This window comes from Nonomuraea sp. NPDC003707 (assembly GCF_053587055.1).
Genome location: NZ_JBSFNK010000012.1, coordinates 41,462 through 63,975, shown reverse-complemented (window position 1 = coordinate 63,975; position 22,514 = coordinate 41,462). Strand labels below are relative to the sequence as shown.

General features: G+C 62.6%; 9 protein-coding genes and 1 pseudogene. 4 read left to right on the top strand and 6 right to left on the bottom strand.

The features are described from left to right. The first annotated feature begins 47 nt into the window (after nucleotides 1-47). Nucleotides 48-2,114 (top strand): serine/threonine protein kinase, encoded by a 2,067-nt coding sequence (locus ACWDRB_RS29740; RefSeq protein WP_449899072.1) that lies wholly within the window; start codon nucleotides 48-50, stop codon nucleotides 2,112-2,114. An 897-nt stretch (nucleotides 2,115-3,011) separates the two neighbouring features. Continuing rightward, nucleotides 3,012-3,893, top strand: coding sequence for a hypothetical protein (locus ACWDRB_RS29735; RefSeq protein ID WP_449899069.1), 882 nt, complete (start codon nucleotides 3,012-3,014; stop codon nucleotides 3,891-3,893). A 497-nt stretch (nucleotides 3,894-4,390) separates the two neighbouring features. Here the strand turns inward: ACWDRB_RS29735 and ACWDRB_RS29730 are convergent, their stop codons facing one another. After that, nucleotides 4,391-7,570 (bottom strand): NACHT domain-containing protein, encoded by a 3,180-nt coding sequence (locus ACWDRB_RS29730; RefSeq protein WP_449899066.1) that lies wholly within the window; start codon nucleotides 7,568-7,570, stop codon nucleotides 4,391-4,393. A gap of 620 nt (nucleotides 7,571-8,190) precedes the next feature. Here ACWDRB_RS29730 and ACWDRB_RS29725 point away from each other — a divergent pair. Together ACWDRB_RS29725 and ACWDRB_RS29720 are read left to right on the top strand one after the other, a co-directional pair. After that, complete coding sequence (locus tag ACWDRB_RS29725; protein WP_449899063.1) at nucleotides 8,191-8,553, top strand: effector-associated constant component EACC1; 363 nt, start codon at nucleotides 8,191-8,193, stop codon at nucleotides 8,551-8,553. Next, on the top strand, nucleotides 8,550-10,208 hold the full coding sequence (locus ACWDRB_RS29720; protein WP_449899060.1) for a caspase, EACC1-associated type: 1,659 nt from the start codon (nucleotides 8,550-8,552) through the stop codon (nucleotides 10,206-10,208). Before ACWDRB_RS29725 ends, ACWDRB_RS29720 begins: the two co-directional genes overlap by 4 nt. Nucleotides 10,209-10,919: 711 nt before the next feature. Here the strand turns inward: ACWDRB_RS29720 and ACWDRB_RS29715 are convergent. From ACWDRB_RS29715 to ACWDRB_RS29695, 5 genes and pseudogenes are all read right to left on the bottom strand, one after another. Continuing rightward, a complete protein-coding gene (locus ACWDRB_RS29715; RefSeq protein ID WP_449899057.1) occupies nucleotides 10,920-12,026 on the bottom strand; it encodes a hypothetical protein in 1,107 nt (368 codons plus the stop codon). Nucleotides 12,027-12,839: 813 nt separating this feature from the next. Beyond that, complete coding sequence (locus ACWDRB_RS29710) at nucleotides 12,840-14,216, bottom strand: IS1380 family transposase (RefSeq protein WP_449899054.1); 1,377 nt, start codon at nucleotides 14,214-14,216, stop codon at nucleotides 12,840-12,842. Between the two features lie 821 nt (nucleotides 14,217-15,037). Then, complete coding sequence (locus ACWDRB_RS29705) at nucleotides 15,038-16,282, bottom strand: TIGR02679 domain-containing protein (protein WP_449899051.1); 1,245 nt, start codon at nucleotides 16,280-16,282, stop codon at nucleotides 15,038-15,040. After that, nucleotides 16,279-21,273: an SbcC/MukB-like Walker B domain-containing protein gene (locus ACWDRB_RS29700; RefSeq protein WP_449899048.1), complete on the bottom strand. Its 4,995-nt coding sequence runs from the start codon at nucleotides 21,271-21,273 to the stop codon at nucleotides 16,279-16,281. The genes ACWDRB_RS29705 and ACWDRB_RS29700 overlap by 4 nt, the downstream gene beginning before the upstream one ends. Further along, nucleotides 21,270-22,433: pseudogene (locus ACWDRB_RS29695) on the bottom strand (DUF2398 family protein); the annotation flags it as partial. The gene ACWDRB_RS29700 and the pseudogene ACWDRB_RS29695, both read right to left, overlap by 4 nt. Nucleotides 22,434-22,514 lie beyond the last annotated feature (81 nt).

Below are 22,514 nucleotides of genomic sequence, written 5' to 3'. Positions count from 1 at the left end.
CCGGCGCGCTGTGCAAGTGGAGCCCCGAATGCGAATAAAGCCACCTAGTGCTGATCCTTCACTTTGGGATAATCTCCTCGGCGATAACCTACACTGCTCGAAGTGATGGCCCGTTGAATATCCCCCCGCGCCCCGATGCCCATTGGTGCTTTAACCCTCCGCCCGGCTGGAGCGTTCCGGAGGGATGGGAGCCACCAGCAGACTGGGTTGGCCCCGACCCGCAATGGCCAGCCGCGCCACCGTACTGGCTGTGGTGGACTGAGCCTTCTCCGCCGGGCTCGGCGCTCAATTCCCGAGGTGTCTTACCGCTACAGCGGCATGATCCAGCGAAGGTGGGTCCGTACCAGATTGTCGGACGGCTGGGGGCCGGCGGCATGGGAATCGTCTACGCGGGCGTCGACGCCGCTGGACACAGAGCCGCGGTCAAGCTGATTCACGACATGCATGCCGCGGACCGGGAGTTCAGAATCCGGTTCCGGCGCGAGGTAGCAATGCTCCGCCGGGTCCAGGGTACGTGTTGCGTCCGGATTCTCGCGGCGGACGCTGAAGCCCACCAGCCGTGGCTCGCAACGGAATACATCGTCGGGCGGACTCTGGACGAGCATGTCAGAGTCTACGGACCGTTGAGCGGTGACGAGTTGTTCGGGCTTGCTGCCGGGCTTGCAGAGGCATTAGTTGCCGTTCACGCGGCAGGGGTGGTGCACCGGGATCTCAAGCCCTCCAACGTGATGCTGTCGCCGGAAGGTCCACGGCTGGTTGACTTCGGGATCGCCCGCTCGCTCGACGGGACGTACGTCACTGGAACCGGTCTGGTGATCGGTTCCCCAGGATGGGTGAGCCCAGAAGAATATGTCGGTGGCCCGACCGGCCCAGCCGCCGATGTCTACGGATGGGCGCTCGTCGTCGTGTATGCGGCGACCGGCAAACAGCCGTACGGGGTTGGTCGCCCTGAGGTTCTTTCCCTGAGGGTCGTGAATGAGGCAGTCGACACGAGCAAGTTGCCCGAAGGGCTACGGCCGACGGTCGACAGAGCGCTGGCGAAGGCACCCGATGCGCGCCCGAGGATGGACGAGGTCCTCGCGGTGGTTGCCAACGTATGGCGTGGTCAGCACGGAGAAGCGGGGACCAAGACGTGGGATCCCGCAGCTGATGTCACAGCTCGATTGGACCGCACCTGGACGTTCGAGGTGGGAGATAGTGTCGCCTGGCCATCGGAGCTCGCTCGGTCGCGCACAAGCCATTTACGGCGGGGTTTGCCTATCGTCGCCGCCGTAGCGGCTATCGGATGCACGGCTGCACTTCTGCTCAACGTCCTGCCAGACCTGACCAGTCAGCAAGATCCAAAATCATCTGTTGCGGCCGCGACCATTACCCCAGCCATCCAAACCTCGCCAAGCGCTGTGGCGACTCCGCCAGCGAGCCCAACTGCATCTGCCGTAGCAAGCCGCTCCGCCACACGACTCCCAGCACCGCGTACCGCGGTAGACCTTGCCGCCGCTCTCGACCTGGCGCTCAGCGTAACGCCCGCCGCAACATTTTCATTCGAAGGCGGCTTCACTCAGAGTAACGCCTCCGCGAAGGCGAGTGGTCAGCTCTCAAGCCGCGGTGCCCGTTACTACGACGACTTCAAGATGATGGTCAATCCCGCCGACGAGCCCGCTGGTCACTACGTTATTGCGGGCAACGGAGACTTGTACCTGGACAAGCCGCGAGCGTCCGCCATGGCTTTGGAGGAAGAGACCCCTGGGAAGGCGAGTTGGTACGCCCTCATGGTGGCCGGTACGGCGGGGCCGTCCGTTATCCACCATTTAGTCCTGAACACGACCCAAATGCACCGAGAAGGCCGCACCTATTCCGGCGCCCTCCCTGCGAGCGAGACAGGTGGCCGACTGCGGATGTTGCTCAGCTCTTGGTTAGGCGGAGACTTGGACGAGGGTCCCGGCGGCTCATACGTAACTTACAAACTTACAATCGACGCGAACAACCGTCCAAGGAAATTCAGCCTGGTCTGGAAGGTTCCCGTGGGCGACAGCGGCACCTACGAATCCGAGTTCACCACGACCTATCGTGGATGGAAGGAGTCGGGAGAAATCTCCAAGCCTGGGGGTAGATAGCACGCTTGACCTTACGATGAGCAACACTCGCTGCGGCCATAGACACATAGCGCCTCGAAGGTGAGGCTACGACCCAGGCTGAAGGCCATCTGTTAGCACGCCACGTCGAGGATCTCGCCTGTTAGGCGGGCGCCGTTTGCCGAGGCCAGTCGAGTGGCCTCCTCAATGTTCGAGGCGCATACATGCCCCCGCTGAGCGGTGACGTAGGGTTCAGACACCCATCGCCCTGGGTTGGCCAGACAGGCTGCTTCGCTAAAGTTGATACCCGAACATTGCGGAGAACGGATGTAGACCTGACGCGTCCGCGTTTGCGACCATTCGGTCTCATAGGCTAGGTCGGCACCGTTCGCCCCACCACTGTGCTCGTCTTCGCTGAATGGCTCATTCGTTACTGCCGTCGAACTATGGCTTGCGTCGCCGAGAAACCGAAACGTCAGCGCTCCCGCGGCGAAGGCCACCACCACAGCTAGAGCTCCGGCAAGCAACAGCTTCCGGTTCCTCGAAGAAGATGTCGCTGGCTTGTCCTGCGTGTTCGGTTGGACGGCCGTGTTCTGGAGGAGCTCGGGCGCTGAGACGGTACCTTCTGGAACGATCCACCAATCCCAGTACGGCGGTGCGGCGGGCCAGTCCACGTCCGGACCTCCCCACCCATCGGTGGGCTCCCAATCGGCCGGAACTGCTGGCCATCCAGGAGGCGGGTTGAACTGCCACTGGGTACCTGGACGAGGGGGAATGCGCATGAGTCGGCCGCTCCGAACAGAGGGATCAACAGGGTGCGATTATCCATAAATAGGGCAGCTGTTGTCCATCACACGGAACCTGCAACACGGATGGAAATAGGCATGGCAAGCGTGGATAATCTCCCTGAACCGTTCCAGTGATCTGAAGTGGGACCTCTTGAACATTCCCCCGCGCCCCGGCCCCGAGTGGCGGTTCTGTGCTCCACCGGGCTGGCCCACTCCCCCCGATGACTGGATTCCCACAGCCGCCTGGGCAGGGCCAGAGGATGACTGGCCGGAGGCGCCACCGTACTGGATCTGGTGGACTCGTGATCCCGAAGCCCTTGCACCGGTTGACGAATCGACCGCTTCGCTGCCGTCGCTCATCATGGCGCGACCATCCCGTCCGCTGCCACGCAGGCTCAGGGCACCGCTGATCGCGGTGGGCACAGCCGTTTTGGCGCTCATCGGAGCAATCGTCTTCATTAACCTCAACAACCGCGACGAGATCATTCCGACAGCTGACAGCCGGACGACCGAGCCTGCTCCTGCCGGCTCTGTCGTATCCCAGCCCTCCGCCCCAGTGGCTTCGACGACCCCGGCAAGCTCGGACGCCCATTATCAGGCAGTTGCGATCGACGACTTACTTGAGCTGAGCGAGCCAAGTCGAGGGGCGCTCCGCGACGCCTTGAGCCAGATGCTGCGCTGTTCCAAGACCGGCGCGGCCATAGCGGCGATCGAGCAGGTCACTAAACAGCGTGGCAAGCAGGCGAACCGGGCGAAGAGCCTGGACGTGAGTGGGCTTGCCAAGGGCGTGGAGCTTAAGGACGCGCTGGTCCAGGCGTTGTCCGCCTCACACCGGGCGGATAAGGCCTATCTGAAGTGGGCCAAGCGTTATCAGTCTCGCGGGTGCTCGGGCAAGACCGTGGGTGACCTTGACTACGACACGGGCAACAGCGCTTCCGAGGAAGCCACTGAGGCCAAGAGCACGTTCGTCGGTTTGTGGAATCCACTCGCTGAGCAGGAGGGGCTGCCCGGACGTACCAAGGACGAGATTTGATCACGATTACCTATCTGGGCTGCGCAGCTGGGCGTTCAGTGATGGCTGCTGCCCCCGCAGCTTGATTGACTGCGCACCAGGCTACTGCCGGCTTTGCGCTGGCTTTCTCGGAGCATGCGGAGGTACGGGAAGAGAACGGGCGGTTCGAGAACATCCCCTGGGCACTTCGGGTGATCAAGGCAGAGCCCGAAAATGGGATCGTCTACGGGCAGAGCCAGTTGCGTGCAGGATTCGAGTACTACGCCGATTCCCTCATACCGGGGATGTGCTGCTGGCCGGGAGTGCGCCCGATCCGGATGGGTTCGGGTACCCAGAGGGGGCGGGTGTCTCGAGGGCCTTGGAGGGGTGCGAGCGGGTTTGGGTCGAGTGGCGCGGGACGCAACAGTCGGGGCTGAAGGGTGACTCCGTCGCGCGGGTCGGGGAGATGGAGAAGGCCAGATTACAGCTCAGCATGGCCAAGCACTCCGGTGACCTGCCGAGGTTGACGGTGGTATTGCTCACTCGTCGGTGACCCGCTGGCTGGTCGGTACGATCCGGCCGTCGGCGAAGACCCGGAATCCGGATTTCCGGCTCATGCCCAGCAGCGCTGTACGGAACTGTCGCGTGACGAACTCGTTGGCCTGCAGCCTCCTGTTGATGCGCATGAACCGTCCCACCTGCTCGGCCGTTCCACGGCTCCAGCCGAGGCTCGCGGCAATGTCGTTGCGAGCCTGCGAGGTGCCCTCCTCGACGACATCCAGCGCCTTGTCGAGCAGTTCCTCTACGCACACCCCAGCCATGTATTGCCTCAGCGGTAGCGAGTGGGCGAGCAGTCTTAGCGCCCTACGGGAGTGAAGGACTGCGCGGGTGACCTCGACAGGCGTGCAGGGCACAAGCGCCTCCAGGAGATCCTTCAAGGGAAGCGTGCTCTCGCCCTGCCGCTCATCGGATATCTCGCGTAGTAGCCAGTCAGTGAGGGGAACAACCGGGTAGCGATCCCCCACCTCGGCCAGGGACAGGGCCAGTACTGAGCAGGCACGGGCGTCGGAGCGTGTCAGAGCGGCATCGAATGCGCGGCGGAGTTCGTGCGTCCCGCTCGGGTCCTTCCAACCCGCCAGGACCTTCGCTGTCAAGACCTTGAGTTCCGTGTCCTGCTCGTCTGACAGGCGCTGAAGGAAGAACGCATGCAGGTGTGGCACGGGCTTGCTCTTGTTCCAGGCGGCAAGCCCATTCAGGACCGAGATCCTGCCGGTTCGATCAAGCTCGTCGCCGCACATCATGTCCGCAAGGGTCGGCAAGACCTCCTCCGCGAGGATTTCCAGCCCCTCAACGAAGTTGGCCATCCACATAGGGGTGGCTTCTCGTTCGAACACAGCAAGCAGGCGTGGTGCGGCCGCGGGCCCTAGGCCGATGGCCGCAACGCGCATCAGTGCCACCGTCAACTGGGCGTTCCAGTATGAATTCTCCTCCAGCAGCCGCAGCGCCTTCTCGCCGGCAGCGGTATCTACGGGAAGCTCGGTGTGCGGAGGCAGCATCAGTTCGCAGTTCACGGTTCGCGCGGAAGGTCGCTGGAGATGATCGAGAATCACATGGACGACCTCACGGTTGCCCAACCGTCCGAGGGTGCTCGCATGCACGTATAGGTCGCCGTGTCGGTCGTGGAGTAGGCATTCTTTCAGTCTGGCGAGTAGACGAGGCTCGGCCTCGCGGTACTTGATCGCGCCCAGAGCCCATCCCAATGGGTGTTTGTCCAGGTCCAGTATGGGGCCTTCGCGGCAATACAGCTCCAGCAGGCGAGGACCGATTCCTTTCACCCTGCACTGGCTTAGAGCTTCGGTCACCGTGCGGCAGGCGTGCCGCCTTTCCTCGATCATGGTGAGCAGCTCTGATGTGGCCTCCGGGCTACTGATCTCCATCAGAGTTCGCGCGCACTCCTCGATCAGCACAACGGGAACATCTCCCCTGGCCAGGAGCGCGAGCGCATCGGGCAGGATCCTCTCCCGCAACCACGGCACCCGGATGCGCGGCGTCCCCACCAGGCAAGCGGCGGCCAGCAGCAGATCACTATGGAACAGATCGTCATCGGCCGCCACGGGCTCGCCTGGCCGCGGCTCGGTCTCCCGCCCGAGGATAGCCAGCAGCAGCGGCGACGCGTCCGCCATACGTCCCGCCAGCAGCGTGATGACCTCCTCCCACCACGGGTCGTGCCGATGTCGGACAATCTCTCTGATGGCGTCCTCGCCCCGCCCGTTGGCCGCTACTGCGGCGAAGTACTCCTGCAACGTCAGATGGAGGAACCCGTACCAGCCGTGCGCCTGAACCTTCAGCAGGCCGTACTGGGCGCAGATTTCCTGGAGCACGTCACGGGGAGACGCCTTGTTCAAGGCGACCGTGGGCAGGTATGTGGCGATGACGTCGAGGAGTTCGTCCTCCGGCAGGTAACGCTGACCGTGCCGGTGGAAGTGCCAGGCGATCTCCTCCAGCAGGTCCCGTTTCCGCTCGGTGGTGAAAGCCGAGTAACGCCGGACGCCCCGGTGGGCGTCCCATTCGCGGAGCATGACCTCGACACACCGGCTGTAGAGCTCGGCTCGCCGCTCGGGAAGCTCCAGGTCCTTCCCATAGACGATGGCGATGAGGGAGAGGATCAGCGGGTTGGCAGCTAGAGCACGGAGCCGTAGATTTCCGGACAAGGCGGCGCACAACCCCTCGGCCTTGCCCGGGTCCCCGACGAACCAGTTCGCGACGAACCGTTCGACCTGCTCCCAGGTGAAGTCCAGCACCTCCAGTGAGCTGAACGCCGTCAGTCCACCCCGCCACCCAGCCTTCCGGCAGGTGACCACGATGGGCGCGGTGCGGTAGCGATCGGCCAGACGTGAGATCTCGGCCGCCGTCCGCGTGTACGCTCGTGCCGCCTCCTCCGGCGTGGCCCCGCCGAGCACCTCGTCTAGCCCATCCAGCAGCAGCGCCGCCTCCCCCGCCGCCAGCCGCTCCTCTAGGTACGGACCCGCGTCCCTGAATCCATATCGGTGGTCGAGCAGATGCTCCGCGGCGTAGTCGAGCAGTCGCTCCTTCCCGCTGTCCACGAACTCACGCAGCTCGACATAGACCGGCAGCGCAGGACCGAGCTCCCCCCGCGCCATCCGGAACGTCAGGTATTTCAGCATCGTCGTCTTCCCCGCTCCCGGGTCGCCCACGACTGCCATCCGGTGGTACCGGGCCAGCGCCTCCTCGGGCGTGTGCGTCTCTGCCAGGCGAGCGGCGTGTGGCTCCTCTCGGGAGCGGAGGGTTTCGTCGGGACGCACGTAGAGGGGAGGCTCCTCCTCGCGCACCCGCACCTGTACATACAAGGACTCGAGGTTGAGGGGCTGCGACATATCGAGGATCTTCAGTCGGCGCAGGGCGTCGACGACGGCCTCGCGATAGTCGAGGGCGCGGCGTTCCAAGGAGTCGGCGTGCTCACGAGCGGCAAACATGCGCTCCCGGTACTCCCGCTCCGCCTTGCTTTCCTCCGCGACGAGCTCCTGCTGGGTCTTCTCCTTGTCCCAGGCGAGTTTGGCGCGCTCCACGTCGAGCTTGTCGCGCTCTACCTCACGGCTCTTGCGCCACTGCAGGAACCCGACGAGCAGCCCCAGGCTTGCGACCCCCGCCCCGACGAGCGCGGGCGCCAGAGTGGTCCAGAGGTTCGCGGCCAACGGCATGCCTGGAGTATCACGCAAAAGTGGGCCCTCCGCCGCGCGAAAGGCCCGCCTCACATAAAGGGCGATCAGGCGTAAAGGCAGCCGACCTTCACGCTGCCGATCGGCTTCTTGCCGCGCTCCGCACCACCTGGAAGATCAGCCCGTGCATGTGCCCGAACTCGTCGAGGGCTTTACGCTCGGACTCGCTCCGTGGGTGCCGCTCTAGGGAACAGTGATCTCAACGCGCCAAGTGGATGTCATCTTCGACAGGAGGCAAGGGGCGAAGAGGGTTGTCTCAAAGACGGCGTGTCCCGTGCTCAACGGAGATCGCTACGTCGACCCGTCTGGGCGTGACAGTGCAGTCGATGCGGAGGACGTTAGCCAGTGATTCCTTCGGAGCGGCCAGTGCTCGGTGCTACGGCACGTTCAACCGTAAGGCCCGTGTGTGCAGCTGGTCTGGCAATCAGATGTAGAAACTGTCGTGGATCGACCTTCCCTTCGTGTTCTAGTGTGCGCACGATTGACGATGGGGTGGATGCTGGTCACGGAGAGGCTGAACGAGTTGCCCGTTTTTCTTGCGTTTGGAAGCTTATGCGGGGTGAGTGGCGGTAGTATCCCCGATACGGATTCGTTGCTGATTGGTGGAGATTCTGGTGGGTGAAACGGTCAACCTTCGCATGAGCGGAGATTTTGCCGAGCAGGAGCTCCGGTCGCTCTATGACTGGCTGATGAGGGACCTCGACGCTCTTGACTATATGGATGTGCGCCTGCAGTCGAAAGATCCGGAACCCGGCGAGATGGGGGACACGCTCGATCTCATCGCCCTGGTCGTGACAAGTGGGTTGCAATGGCCGGCATTCATCGAGACACTATCGCGGTGGCGCGGAACGCGGCGTCATCGTCCACAGGTGACCATAGAGCATGGGGCGACCACTGTCGTGGTCTCTGAGGCAGAGTCGGAATTCGTTGTCCAAATCCTGAAGGCTTTGGAGGATCACGATTGAACCTCCCAGACCCATTAACATCGCGTGCCGTACTGATTGGCACGAGTAAATACACCTATTTGGGATCTCTCCCTGCTGTAGAAAACAACCTGAAGGCGTTGAGCGGTCTCCTGCAGCGGTCTGACCTGTGGGGTTTGCCGGCGGAGCACTGCACGATTGTTCATAACCCCACATCGGTAGACGCCATGATGGATCCGTTGTGGCAGGCTCGAGAAGAGGCTAAAGATACCCTTATCGTGTATTTCGCTGGCCATGGTCTGATGCATTCATTGGAGAGCGACCTATATCTCACGCTGGTCGACTCACACAAGGATCGCATGTACAGTGCAGTGGCCTACGACACCGTAAGAAATGAGCTTCGGGCGAGTCGCGCGCGGCGCAAGATTGTGATCCTTGACTGCTGCTACAGCGGGCTCGCGCTCGGGCTGATGGGTGCCGAGGATGGCACGGAGCGGGTTGCGAACAGCGCCCGTGTCACTGGCACATATCTAATGACAGCGACGGCCGAGAACAAGACCGCGCTCGGCGGTCTAGATACCTACACAGCTTTTACTGGCGAGCTGATTCACCTCATCCGTGAAGGAATCCCAGAGCAGCCTGAGTTCCTCGAGCTGGATGCGATCTTCCAGCATGCGCGTGAGTCGCTGCGAGATAAGGGTCTCCCCATTCCGCAGAAGCGTGAGTCGAACTTTGCAGCCCACATCGCGCTGGTCCGCAACCGTGCGCATAAGAGTCAGAAGCGCTTCGAAGTCAAAGAGTTCTATGGTGCCATTGAGGGAATCCAGCCGGACACCGTCTTCGAGAGCCGTCGGGCGTTGCACGACGCAGGTGTGCACAGGCCGCTGCAGGCGGGCATCTGTGGCACTGCTGAGCGGGGTGGCGCGGAGTCCATCGTGGTTTCGGGCGGTTACAAGGACGATGAAGACTACGGGGATGTGATAATTTACACCGGTCATGGTGGGCGTGATCCTAATACCGGCGTGCAGGTTAAGGATCAGTCGGCGGACGATTCGGGTAACGCTGCTCTCATCAAGAGCATTATGACCAAGCTGCCGGTGCGGGTTATTCGTGGCGCTGGGGGTGATGAGAGGTTTTCGCCGTCGGCCGGTTACAGCTACGACGGGCTTTTCATGGTTGCCGATTACTGGACCAAACGTGGTGTCGATGGGCCTACTGTGCTTCAGTTCCGGCTTGAGCAGCTAGATGATGGGTCACCGAAGAAGACCGCAACGCCCCATCTGAGTCGAAAGCTTCCCCCTGGGCGTCGGGAAGAGGTTGCGCCTGGGGTCTATGCGGACAGGTTGCTGGCGACTGATCTGAAGCAGGTGTACGACCATGCATGTCAGGTGTGTGGCACCGTGCTTGAAGTGCCAGGCGGTCTGCGGATCGCTGCCACTGTACACATCCGTGGGCTAGAGCGGCCGCACCTAGGGCCTGATAACAAAGCCAACATGCTCTGCCTTTGCCCCAACCACCGAGACCTCTTCAAGTACGGGGCGATCACCATTGAGGATAATTACAGCGTAATAGATCGAACGGATGGCGAGCCAATCGGCAAGCTCATGCTGAAGCATGAAATCGATCGTGACCATATTCAGTATCACCGTCAGCACCACAATCTCGGACACCAACGGCTGAGCGACGAACTGGACTAAATAGAGGGCGAATGTCCGTTGCGATTTCACGTTGCGCTGGAAAAATCCGACGTCAGGGCCGATGGGTGGTCCCTCGAGGACGAGGATGAAGACGTGCACGATATTCGCCCCTAGCACTCAAATCGCCGCGATGGCCCGGATCGGCGGCAGCCAGATTCGTCGGCGTGTAGACATGTTGTAATCTGCGCTGCTGTCAGCTCAACCGCGGCCATCTGATGCCGGCTCCCAGCGGGAAAGGCATCTACGTCCGCCCAAGCCACGGCCAGCATGCGGGAAGATGACCGATGTCTGGCAGCCGCAGCCAATCCAGGCATCCGCAGTAGGAGAGCGGAATCTAAGCCGTGTCCTTGGCTGGGTTGAGCTGGGCAGATACCTCATGCTGCGCGTGGGTCACGCAAGACCATCCCGTGAATGTCCCTCGTTGAACGCACGTCAGACTTCGGACAGGTACAGGCACCGGTTGATGAAGGCATGCTCGGCGGTGGAGGCGTGTAAATGGGCATGGGCGCGACCTGGCGCGACTTTGTTCCGTCAACCCTCGCCACCATGAGGAGGGCAGGGGCACAAGGCGGACCGACATGCGCTCGACGCGAGCACCCCATGATAGGTGGCAGGTGACTGTCACGCTGCCAAGTCTGCAATCGGCACCGTACTCCGGTCGCATGGTGGGGAAGCGCTGCACGCCTATTCATTGCACGGTGGTGGGGCAAGCTACGGCCCACCGGCGCCTCCTTGACCGACTTTTGGAAATTCAGCGAAAGCGGCGGTTCCGGAATAGCCGATAAGAAAACCAATAAGCATGCCTCCCCAAAAATCTTCTACAGTCACAAATGTCTGGGCATCGGATTTTCGTGCCGAGAATATTATGGCCGCGGCGCTCAGTATCAGCGAAAGAAAGAGACTGCCAAGGCTTGCGCCTAGGTGATCAGCGAAAAGGGCGTCTAGTGTCTTAGCGTTCTGGAGCGACCTTCCTATGCCGCCGATGGCGCCGCCTAGAATACCGCCTAAAATGATACTCCACAGCGCTGCCTTGACAGGCACTATGACTGTTGTCGTATTAGAGAATAGCGGGGCTAGCGAAGGGTCTATCTGCCCAGTTCGCTTGATGGGAGTCAGGCTGTATATAACGGTGAGCTGCAGCCGGTATTGGGCTGGAATAAAGAAGGGACTCCTGTTGCTGCCGAGTCGGATCGTCCAAACGTCCGTGCACCCGGGCTCCAAAGCAGCTCCTTCCGGCAGCGAACCACGCAGGGGCACCCGCTCGACATCGTCGAAGCCTGCGGTCGCGTTCCGAATAGTCACTGAAGATCCACCTGATACGTCGAGGTGTAAGCTTTTAACTACAGGCTCATCCAGATAGAGCTTCGACTCGCCGGAGATCTCTACGAACATGCCTCCATGAATGGCCTTGATCTCGTCTCGGTCTTCTTTCTGCTTGGCTAGGAGGGCGTGCAACTTCTCTTGCAGAGCAGTTTTGCGGGAATCGTCTCGCGAGAGATTGTTGAGCTCCTCCTCGACCTTGGAGATCTCCTCGGCCCTATTGCTGATCCGATCCTCGATCCTTTTCTCAGCATGTGAGGAAGCTTCCTGCTTTGTCTCGTGCGCTGCCGGTCGCCACGTAAGCTGTGTCGGCAAGCTCAATTCGACCGAGCGAATCCACAGCCGCTGCCCGAAGGGGTTGTTGACGTGCAAATATAGCGTGAAATCCGTTCCGGCGTACACTTCTGGCACCGAAAGGTCGGCAGACAGATCCAAGAGTCCCAGTTGGGACGAGCCAGCGTCAGGCAAAGTATCCATGTGACAGTACTTTACGAGCAAGGACTCGATGATGTGCGAGTAAGACGGCGAACGTTTGAAACGTGACCGTCGACGACGGGCTGGCTAGGCCACCGGTTAGGATCCTCGCCCAAGCGGACCCGCCGTCTCCAGATGGACCTCCCCATGGTCCTGACACCAAAAGCGGGAGGCGAATGGTCTCAGCGGCCCGCGACAGGTCGACCAGAAACCGCTGTGCGTTGGCAGGCAGGTCTAGCACTCAGTATGGTGGCTAAGGGTAGGGCGGTGAGGGTTCGAATCCCTCCATCCTGCCGAGAACACAGAAGGTCCCCTCAGAAGAGGGGGCCTGTCTAGACGACTGCATCACCCCCGTTCGGGGTGACGTTATCGCCGACAGCTGCTCGCGGTTTCTCTACCGCTCGTGTGTCGTCTTGCGCCTGTTCTAACGCCTCAGACTCTTCCTGTAGCTTCTCTTGGCTCCATCGGACTGAGATTTCTTTCCAAGAGATGCGGGCCTCGCCCTCACGGTGCTTTGTCTTGTAGGCGGCGACTAAGATCGTACATACACCTATGATCACAAAGAAGCACATCGCTACGAAAAGGAACTCACCAGCGGGACCCAAGCCCGAGAGCCATGCTCCCGGATTAGCTCCCATGGCTAGCCATCTCAGCCCACCAGCGAGGTGCAGCTAACCTCGATCTTTCGTGATCTTGGTGTGGCCGTCTGAACAGTTCGGCTGAGGGTTCAAATGCAGGCTGTGGTCAGCGCGCTGGCCCGGCTGTCGCGCCGGGTGGGCGGGGTTCCACGGGCCCGCGGGCGTTTCCTTCCTGGTCGTAGGGGCGGCTTGTGGCTGGTCAAGGTGGGGCTGGCAGGGCTTGCAGGCGGGCAAGTGCGGTGAGGATGTCGTGGGCCCAGGGCCATCGAGCGGCCAGGCGCAGGCGTAGCCGCCGGCCGCCGCGCACCAGCCGTCCGGCCACCGCGAACAGCCGCAGGCGCAGACGTTTGGGCTCGTAGCTGCGGGCGGCGGTGCCGGGCAGCGCGAGCATCTGCATCCAGGTCAGGAGTTCGCAGGCCAGCGCGACGAGCTCGCACCAGATCTGGTTGCGGGCAAAATGATGGAGCGGCAGGTTGGCCAGGCCGGTGTCCTTGGCGCAGCGGATGCGGTCCTCGGCGCGGGCCTGGCGACGGTGCCGCAGCTCCAGGTCGGCGAGTTGGCCGCGCTTGGCGTCGGTGACGAAGCAGGTGACGCGACATCCGTCGACGTCGGTGAAACGCAGCTGGGCGCCGGGGTGCGGGCGCTCCTTGCGGGCGATGACCCGCATCCCCTTCGGCCAGCCCGACAACTCCAGCAGGCCGGTCAGCTCGGCCACCCAGGCACCGGGCCGCACCTGCCGGTCGGCGTCGTAGGCGGGCGTCCACGCACTCTTCGGCAGGCGCAGCACGGCCTGCTGCACCTCCTCGGTGAGGGGGAACCCGATCGAGTACGACAGCCGTCGGCCGGGCTTGGTGAGCCAGGCCAGGAACTCGTGCGTGCCGCCGCCGGAGTCGGTGCGGATCAGCACCTGCCGCCGGCGGTGCCGGGGCAGCTGGGCCAGCGCGTGGCGGGTGGCCTCGATGTGGTCGGTGGCGGTGTTGGAGCCGGCGTTGCCCGGTCGTAGCACGATGGCCAGCGGTTCGCCCGAGGCGCCCGGGCCGTGGTCGGCGAAGACCGTCATCGGGTGGAAGCCGAAGGTGTGTTTCCAGGTCGGCGCCGCGTGCTGCTTGTCGGAGTGGGCGATGACGATGGTGGCGTCCAGGTCGAGCGGGATCAGCTCGCCGTCGCTGCCCGGCGCCGCGGTTGCGGCCAGTTCCCAGGCTCGCTCGCGGGCGAGGGCGCGGGCGGCGCGCAGGGCTTTGAGCGCCTTGACCTCGTCGCGAGCGAGCCGGTCGATCAGGCGGGAGACGGTCGGGTCCGAGGCGACGGGGCCGAACAGGTCGGGCTGGGCGCGCAGCACGGCGATGTCGGCCAGGCAGTCCCCGCCGAGGGCGAGGCTGACGGCCAGATCGGCCACGATCTTGCCGGGGTCGTGCACCGCGCGCCCGGGCCGCCAGCGCTCCAGCTGGGCCGACAGTGCCCGGTCCAGGCCGGTGACGTGCAGGGTATTGAGCAGCAGCAGGCTTCCGGCGTGGGACAGCAGCCCGGTGCCGTCGGCGGAGGCGGTGATGGGGCGGTGGGAGGCGATAGTCTTCACGTGAAAAGTGCTTCTTGATCTGGCGTGGACAGGACCTTAGACAAGCCCCATCCTCCCAGCTCAGAAGCACTTTTCTCATGTAGTCGATCAACTCGTGCGAAATTCACCGCGAAAGCACGAGGCTAACATCTACCCTCCCGCCTGCTCATCCAATCGTGCATACGGTCTGAGGGCCTCGGACTCGAAGCGCTACAGCGCCCACCGTGGGATCAGGCCTACGGCTGATCCGGCCCTGCTACCCACAGCACTATCCAATCCCTCTGGCCTTGTCAGGGCCCAACTACAAGCCCGTACGTGTCACGGGCAGACTCCAGGGTCTTGGCCCAGAGGGGTCACGACCACGTGATCCCACGCGCGTACCCGAACGGCATCCAATCCGAGCTCTTTGAAGAGAGGGCTATGGCAGGCAGAGGTCCAGCCCGGCCGGTTTCGAAGACGCCGTGCACCACACCTTCAGCCTGAGTGTGGACATGTTTAGTGACCTTGGGCGACTCGTCGAGCCTGACCGTTGGCCACGAGCTGTCACCAGCCGTCTGTGCCCGCGACTTGGCTGCTGAACTGCTGCGGCGTTTCAACGATCAGCATCGCACACCAGCAAACCGACGACCCCGCATCTTTGAAGGACCGTCTACGCGAAGATCTCACTCGGGCACTGATTCCGCCGCGTTGATTGCAGCAGTGGAGATGGCTCGACGCGGCCTTTTTGCCTGTGCATTCAGTTGCCCTCTATTCGGTATTGTGCATGGAGAGAATCACAGGCACGCACCACATAATGGAGCGATTGCTGTGGTGATTATAAGGATCAGCGACGAAAGGGCTAACTATTTCCTTCCCGTTCTGGCGTTGCGGGGGGGAAGGGAAGTGTCAAATATGCGTCTAAGGACCGTGTCGTGCTCTTGGAACAGAACGTATTCCGAGAGGCCATATGTTGCTTTCAGGGTCGGATTTATGAGCGAGCCGAGTGGTACTGCGGAAGGCTTTGATCCGGCCTCGGCGATCGTCTCTGCATCCATTGCGACCACCTCGGCGCCGTAATTTTCAGCAATGTAGGAGGCAACGTGGATACCGTCGGCGTCGAGGTCGCCAGCGTATCGTAGGGTGACAGCTCGTTGATCGTAGACGAGCTGAAGGAAGGCATGGTCCACGCCCCGTAGGTGCCCGCTGGTGCACGCGAGTGGAAGATCTTTGTCCCACACCATAGCCGCCTCCAGAACGGACGGGTTTTCGACGACGGTCAGGGTCTGTTGTGCCAGGGTCGGCGGATCAAGAATGAGATCAAGCAAGGTGACCGCGACAGGGGTCGTCGCGTCGCGAAGGCGGCGGTCCATCACGCCATTGCCCGTGACTTGCACTCGGTACAAGAGGACTGTGGATGACAGGCGATCAGCGATGATTCCCACGCTGGCGAGCAAAGCGCGGACACGATCGGGGCGTTCACATTCCGGCTCACCAACGAACTCTGCGATGGCGGAGATCAGCCGCGCTCCGTTCAATGTTTTCAGGTCGAAATAGTGAGGGTCCCCAGCGTAGTCGTGGGCAAGTTTGGGCAGGCTGATGGGAGGTTTGAAGGGCAGCTTGCTGATTACCTCGGCCAGGGCGTTGACAAAACGGCGAATCTCGGGCTCGTCGTCGCTGACGCCTGCTGACCGCATGCGTTCGACCAGACTGGACAACTGAGGAAGTCGGTCGTTGGCGTACGCCCACAGGTCCTGCCGCCGTTCGGAGGCCTCCCTGCGGGCGACGGCCCGGTTCACGATGCGTTTGCCGGTGGCCCTTTCAGCGAGAGTGACCAGATCCTCCGAGGATATCTGGAGCACAGATAGTAATTGGCGAACGGGGACGGTTGCGGTTGCGTCGGTTACGATGACTGCTGACCGGCCACGTCGACGCCGGGTCGTGGTGTCCAACCAGGAGCGAAGCTCAGCGATCGCGGCAGGCGAGAGATCGGACACCCTCACCATGGCGATGCGGTCAGCTGGTACTCCTGCGCACAATCGTTCGTGAATGCTGGCCCATAGCCGCGCGAAGTCAGGATCGTGCACGATCAGGTCGAGGTCGCGGTTCATGATGAGCTGCCCAAGTCGAGAGTCAGCGGTCGTGCCTCGCCATGTCCTTCCCACAGCCACGGAACAGTGATGCGGTGTCTTCCAGCGGCCACGACTTCATGGACCACGGCCTGGCCAGCCTCTCGTTTGATCATAGGCGCGAGGGACGGTGTGGTGGCCAGGATGTCGAAGTTCCACGATCGGAGGAGCCCAAGAACTTGGCGGAGGTTCGGCTCGTCGAAGGCAGCATCGATCTCGTCGATCGACAGCAGGCGCGGCCCGCAGTAGGTCTTGCCGGAGTACATGGACCATGCCGCGGCCAGTAGAGGGAGCATGGTGGCGAGCCGGCGCTCTCCGGTTGACAGTGATTCCAGCGGGTTGGACCGTGAGGAGATTTTCCTGAACGCCTCGCCGTCGCCGAATGAGGAGTGGGTTACGGCAATGTCCCATTCATGCCAGGCGCGGTAGTCGAAGGTGTGTGCTACGCGATCAGGCCACGGCTCGCCGACTGTTTCGTCCATGCGCTGCCGCAAGATCGTGTACATGCGCTCGAATGTCTCCTCGGACGGCGGGTGCTTGATCAGCTCGATCATGTGCTGAGCGTCCTTGTCGTCGCGAACATCCCAGTCGACCTGGACACCTACATTGGCCACGCCAGTGCGGACTTCTTGCAAGGTTGCACGGATCTGTTTGACCAGTTCACGTGCGGCGTCCAGGCGCAGTTGAATATCGCGCCGCAGCTTCGTGAACAGGCCCGTCTTCAAGGTCTGCTTCACGTCGTCGCGGAGGTCCTCTTCGAGTTGACCAATACTGGCGTGTAGGGCTTGGATGGCGAGATCGAGATCGTCGCCTCGGGCGGCGTCCGGTTCGGCGATGATAGCTCGTCGCCACTCGGTGTCTTCCACGGTGACAAGGACGATCTGTCGGTTGAAGCGGGCGAGCGCGGTACTGGCGGTACGGACCTTGTCCTCCAACGCGGCTAGGGCGCGGTTGCGGTTCTGGGTAAGGGTGTTCATACGTTCGGGGCTGGCAGGTTTGTCAGCTAGGAGGCGGCGGGCCCAGCGGAGACCAGAGGTGAGGTTCGCGGGTCGGCCGGCTTCGTCGGCTGGTAGGTCTTCAGGCAGGGCGGCGAGCCGTTCGTCGACCAGGCGGCCAAGCAGACGGAGAGAGCGGTCTCGGTGGTGCTCGGCCTCGGCACGATGGGGTTCGATGTTGTTGAGAGTGGTTTGGGCTACCACCGTCTCCCGTTCCGCGGCCTGCCATTCAGCTTGCAACGTTTGAACTGCATCTTTGGCATGCCGCAACTGGTCGGCGACGAGCTGGCGAGCATGAATCAGTTGTTGGTACTCGGCACCATGGAGCTCGCGGATCTTGGCAACCTTCGCAACAGCGTTCGTTGCCAGAAGCCGTGCGTTGGTTGCGGCATCGGCGGTCTTAACAGCGGCGGTTTGCAGCGTGGCGGCGCTGCCGGCATCCCGCCGGGCGATCTGTATCAGGTCGCGGCATCGTTGGGCAGCGGCAGAGCAACCGTCGATGGCGCGGGCGAGAGACGAGACTGCATCGAGGTGCTTGTCGAGCGCCTCGCGGGAGGTGGGCAACAGCGACCCGTCAGGCAAGGTCGCCGTTTGATTCAGCGCCCGAAGTCCTTCTTTGACCGCGCTACTGGCTTGCTGGTGTTGCTCGACTGCGTCGATTACGTCTCTACGAGCACGCCGCAATTCGTCGTCGGCTCGAGCTTCCGCCTCCTGTGCATGAACCACGCTGGTCAGCGATGCGTGGGGGAACCCTTCATGTTCCGCGTCAGCCTCTTCCTGCGCGCGGTTGGCCTCCACGTAGGCGATTTCGCTGTCGGCCGCGATACTGGCGAGATCGGCCGCTTCTGACTCCGCTTCGGTTGCTCGCGTGTCCGCAGCGTTCGCGGCTTGCTCGCAGTGGTGCAACTCTTGTTGAGCCTCGGCTAGCCGTGAAGCACGCTGGGCAGCCTTGGCAGCCAGATCCGCCACGATTTTCAGGAGAACGCGCTCTGCTTGGGCGGTCAGGCGGTCCGTCTGTTGTGTGGCAAGGTCCAGATCTTTGGTGAGCTGAGTCAATTGATCACGAGCTGCGCGAAGAGAGTAGTCCGTCGGGACGCCGTCACGTTCGTCGGTCGCGATCTGCACGTCCCGCTCTCGGGAGCTCAACTCTTCTCGGGCGAGGGCGAGTTCGCCTTTGAGTCGTGCGAGCCTGCCCTCAAGCTTGGCGATGCGCTCACGACGGGCGCGCTCGCGAGCCGTGTTGCCGATATAGGTGGCTCGATAGTCCTGGGGAGAGGACGCGGTTAGCACCCCATTGGCCAGCGTGCCGGGCAGGTGGCCGCTCATGGAAGCATCGACTGGTATGGCTCGCAGGATTCCCGCGATTTGGGCAGCAGGCACGTCATGGTGGATTTCAGGACGAAGGAAGTCTGCGAGTGTCCGCCCCGCAGCCGGTCGTCGGGCGGTGATGACGAGATCCCCCGTGGCCAGAAGCCCGTCAGCAGTGACCAACGCGTCAAGGAGCCCGGACACCAGCAGCGCACCTTCGAGCCGGTCGGCATCGGACGAGGACAGATTGTCAGCGAAGTCGACCAGAGCCCATAGCGGTACACCGTCTTCGGGATGGCGACTCCGCCACGTCGGCGCGTCTGGAATGGGAGGTGCCTGGCGCGCCTGTGCCAGGTCGGTTTCGAGAATGTCTATGCGATCAGCGATCTCCTTAGTTCGGTTGCGTGCGGCGGAGACTCGGCCGTGGAGTTCAGGGGCCGCGATCGCGTGGGCGTTGTGCGCCGCCAGCTGTACCGCAGCGGGATCAAGCGCTTCAAGCAAAGCCGGAGAGACATCTTCGGTGAGCTCAGGAAGGGTGATGGCTTTCTGATCTAGGAATCTCAGAGAACCTAGCCAGCGGTGGGCCTTCGCGAGCCAATCGCGTGCTGCCCGGGCTGCTGCTGCCGCACCTTCAGACTGGTGGTGCCGCGCCGCAGTCAGGCTCGCTTGGGCGGCCGCCAACTCTCTCGCATGGTCCTTATGAGCTTGTACACGTTGTTGCTCGTCTGCCTTGGCTTCTGCTCCGGTCTCGACGCTGACCTTTCGAAGATCAGTGGCTGCCTTCTCCACCCGAACGAGCTCCGCTGTGTGCGCGGCACGTGCTTGTACTGCAGCTTGGGCGGCCTGGGATGCCACGGCGGCGTCGGTAGTCGCTCGCTCCCGATGCCCCGCGACGTCGATGCGGACGCGAGCAGTGGCGACGGCGGATTCCAGCCACATGCTCACCGCCCCAGGAGACAATAGTTCGTCTGATGCCAGATCATCAGAGCTACCGAGTCTCTCGGGCGGCGAGTCGACGTGTCGAAGGGTCGCTGACCAGACGTCGAGTTCGTTACGGAGCGAAGATTCGGCCTTCCGACTCGATCGTGATCGGCCCTCGGCCATGACGCGGGCCTTATCTTCGTTCTGCTCAGCTCGGCGTCTGATCTGAGCCATCGCACGTTCAGAGTGCTGCGCCTCGCTGTGCTGGTGGAGGGCGGCCTTCACCTGGCTGATCTGCTTGTTGCGCGCCTCGGTCCAGGCGGTCGGCGTGGCGCCCAGCTGGGACAGGTCCAGGGCAGGAATCGACGCTGTTGCTTCTATGCTTGCGACCCCGTGGAGTGCCGTGAGGAGCCGATCGAATGCCGGTTCGCCCCCGAGGGCAGAAGAGTCACGTCGCAACTGGCCTGTCAGGTTGTCGAGGTGGCGCTGCGCATCAAGAGCGGAACCGGCTGATTCTTGGGCCTGCTCAATTGCGTGACTTGCACTTTCCTGAGCCTGCTCGGCTCTTATGTCTGCGTCATCTGCGGCAGTAGTCAGATCGTCGGCTCTCGTCTCCAAATGCGGCAGTTCCGCCCCGACATGTTCACCGAGTACTTTGTCAGCGGCCTCGAGCTCGCCTTCCAGACGGGAGATCGCGTTCCGAGTCGCCTTCAACCTAGTGTCGGCCGATGATCGTGCACTCTCGGCACTCTGCAGGCTTTCACTCGCTTCCCTGGCGAGCCGGGTCTGGTCGTCATAGGCATTGTTGGCGGACGATAGCTCGACCGCTTGAAGCTGGCTGACGGCGGTGAGATAGCGCCGGTAGTAGCGATGTGCGTCTTTCAAGAGCTGAGCTTCAGCGCGGGCCCGGTCGAGCTGGCTCTCCAACTCGGCGATGCGTTCCATTGCCTCGGCGATGAGCTTGAGCTGGTCGGGCTCGAGGGCAGGCAGAGCTTCGGTGAGGACCTCCCGCATTCTCGACGGCGATATAGCTTCGGCAGTGCGGACGCTACGCAGGCTGCGCAGCACGGCGATCAATGCCTCGAACTGTACTTCGTCCAGAGGTGCGAACAGTTGCGTTCGTATGGCTTGCCGGTAACCACACTCGTCGCCGACAGCAGATAGACGTGCCGATATCTGCTTCCTCAGGGTCGAGGACGAGGTGAATAGTTCCCCATGGAGCTCGACCAGTTGATCGACAAGGTCGGCTACCCGAATCGCCTCGCGATCGCGCTGCAGAATCAGATCATGTCCAACACGGCCGGGTGCGAGAAAGAACACGCGTTGCAGTTCGCTGCCGGTGGACCTCAGCCACAACCCGGTCGTCAGGTATGTCGTCTTTCCGGTAGCGCTGTCACGTAGGCCGTACTCCAGCCACCAGGCGCCTGTCCGGTCCTCACGTTCGTTCCGGTCGGTGTGTCTGCTGGTGAGAGTTCCGCTCGCTTTGCCCGAGACCGACAGTGCCGTTTGACTTGTTTCGGCGTCGAGCAGGACAGTGATCAGCATGGACGCGGTCAGAGACTTACCGGAGCCATTGGGGCCGGCCAGCGCGAGCCAGCCATCTGCGAACAGCAAGGTTTCCTCGGCCCAGGCCCACGAGTTGACCACGCCGGCGCGAGTGGGCTGCCAACGGTCGTCCGTGCCCGGAACCCCAAGCGTGGCGATGTCTCCCGCAGCGAGCAGATGAGCGGGGTGCTGAGTCTTTGTCATGACATGGTCCCTGGGTTCTCGTCGGTGTGAGGAAGGGGCGCTTGAACGAATCCGCAGGCATCAAGGGGCTCGCCTTGTGCCTTTGCGCTGGGGCGGACGCGCACGCGCCACATGTGGATTCCAGGGGTGGGAAGCCAGATGTCGGGCTCTTCTGGAGATTCCCGGAGAAGGCCCGCCGCCACAAGCTCGGCAGCGGCGGCTCGGGCGAGGACCGGCAGCCGCCCGAAGTAGGCGGCTGCCCAGCGGGGCAAGTCCTCCCGTGCCTGCTCCAACACACCGAGCACCTCCGCGACGGGTAGCGGCGCCGTGGAGTCCGCGCGGCGAGGTAGAACGGCAAGCAGCGCGAGCGCGGCCTGCCGTTCTGTGCGGCGACCGTTCGGGAACGTGGTATCGGTGCCTATTCCTGTCGGATCTGTGACCTGCCACCAATCTCGCCTGACCGTTGTGGTGTAGCCAAGGGATCCGACGATGTTGAGCGCGCGTTCCCGGCCCGACAGAGTATGCAGGTATGGCGAGCCATCCGTGTGATCGTCGATGGGGTCGGAGCCTGGATCGTCAACGAGTCGGCGAACCATACGTAGCCGTCGATCTTCCAAGCTGGACGGCACGTTCGAATGAGCCATCTCATCCGGATCAACCAGAGATTGCGCTGACAGAGCGGTGAAGTGTTGTTCGGGCGGGAGCGTGTCCAAGCCAAGCAGTACCGGCGATAGGGAGGAAAATTTGGCGGCCAGGCGATCACGGGCCGCACTGACCACTAGATCACTGTCCTCGTCATCCACAGCGTGATCCAGGTCGGCGTCCACCGCTATGGTGCCTTCCGCCACCAGCAGCTTGAGCGCGTCCACGAGATGCTGCCGATTTTGCCGTGCCGCCTGCTTGCCGACGCCGTTCGGCGCGACAACCGGAAACTCCGGAAGGGTGCCGTCCGGGGCTTCCGCAGCGCAAACCTGTGCGATCGCCTGGAGCAGTTCGCGCAGACTCATTCGAGATCGGCGCCAGAGCTGTTCGCACACTAGCGCGGTGCACACAAGCACCTCTTTGGGCGTCAGAGGCCCATCGCCTCGTCCGCGCTCCAGTCTTGGCCCTCTGTCGGCAGGAACGTCCATACGCCGCTTGTGAAGCCGGACGAGTTCGGCCACCTCCAGCACTTCCAAGGTCCACCCGAGCTGCTAGCGGAAGAACGCAGCCAGCTCATGACGACCCTTGACGGCAGCTCGGTAGCGTTCAGGGTCGCACTC

Bases quoted from the DNA above. Each gene is read 5' to 3' on its own strand.
- ACWDRB_RS29700 (WP_449899048.1), bottom strand. From the start codon at position 21,273: ATGACAAAGACTCAGCACCCCGCTCATCTGCTCGCTGCGGGAGACATC.
- ACWDRB_RS29730 (WP_449899066.1), bottom strand. From the start codon at position 7,570: ATGCCGTTGGCCGCGAACCTCTGGACCACTCTGGCGCCCGCGCTCGTC.
- ACWDRB_RS29705 (WP_449899051.1), bottom strand. From the start codon at position 16,282: ATGAACCGCGACCTCGACCTGATCGTGCACGATCCTGACTTCGCGCGG.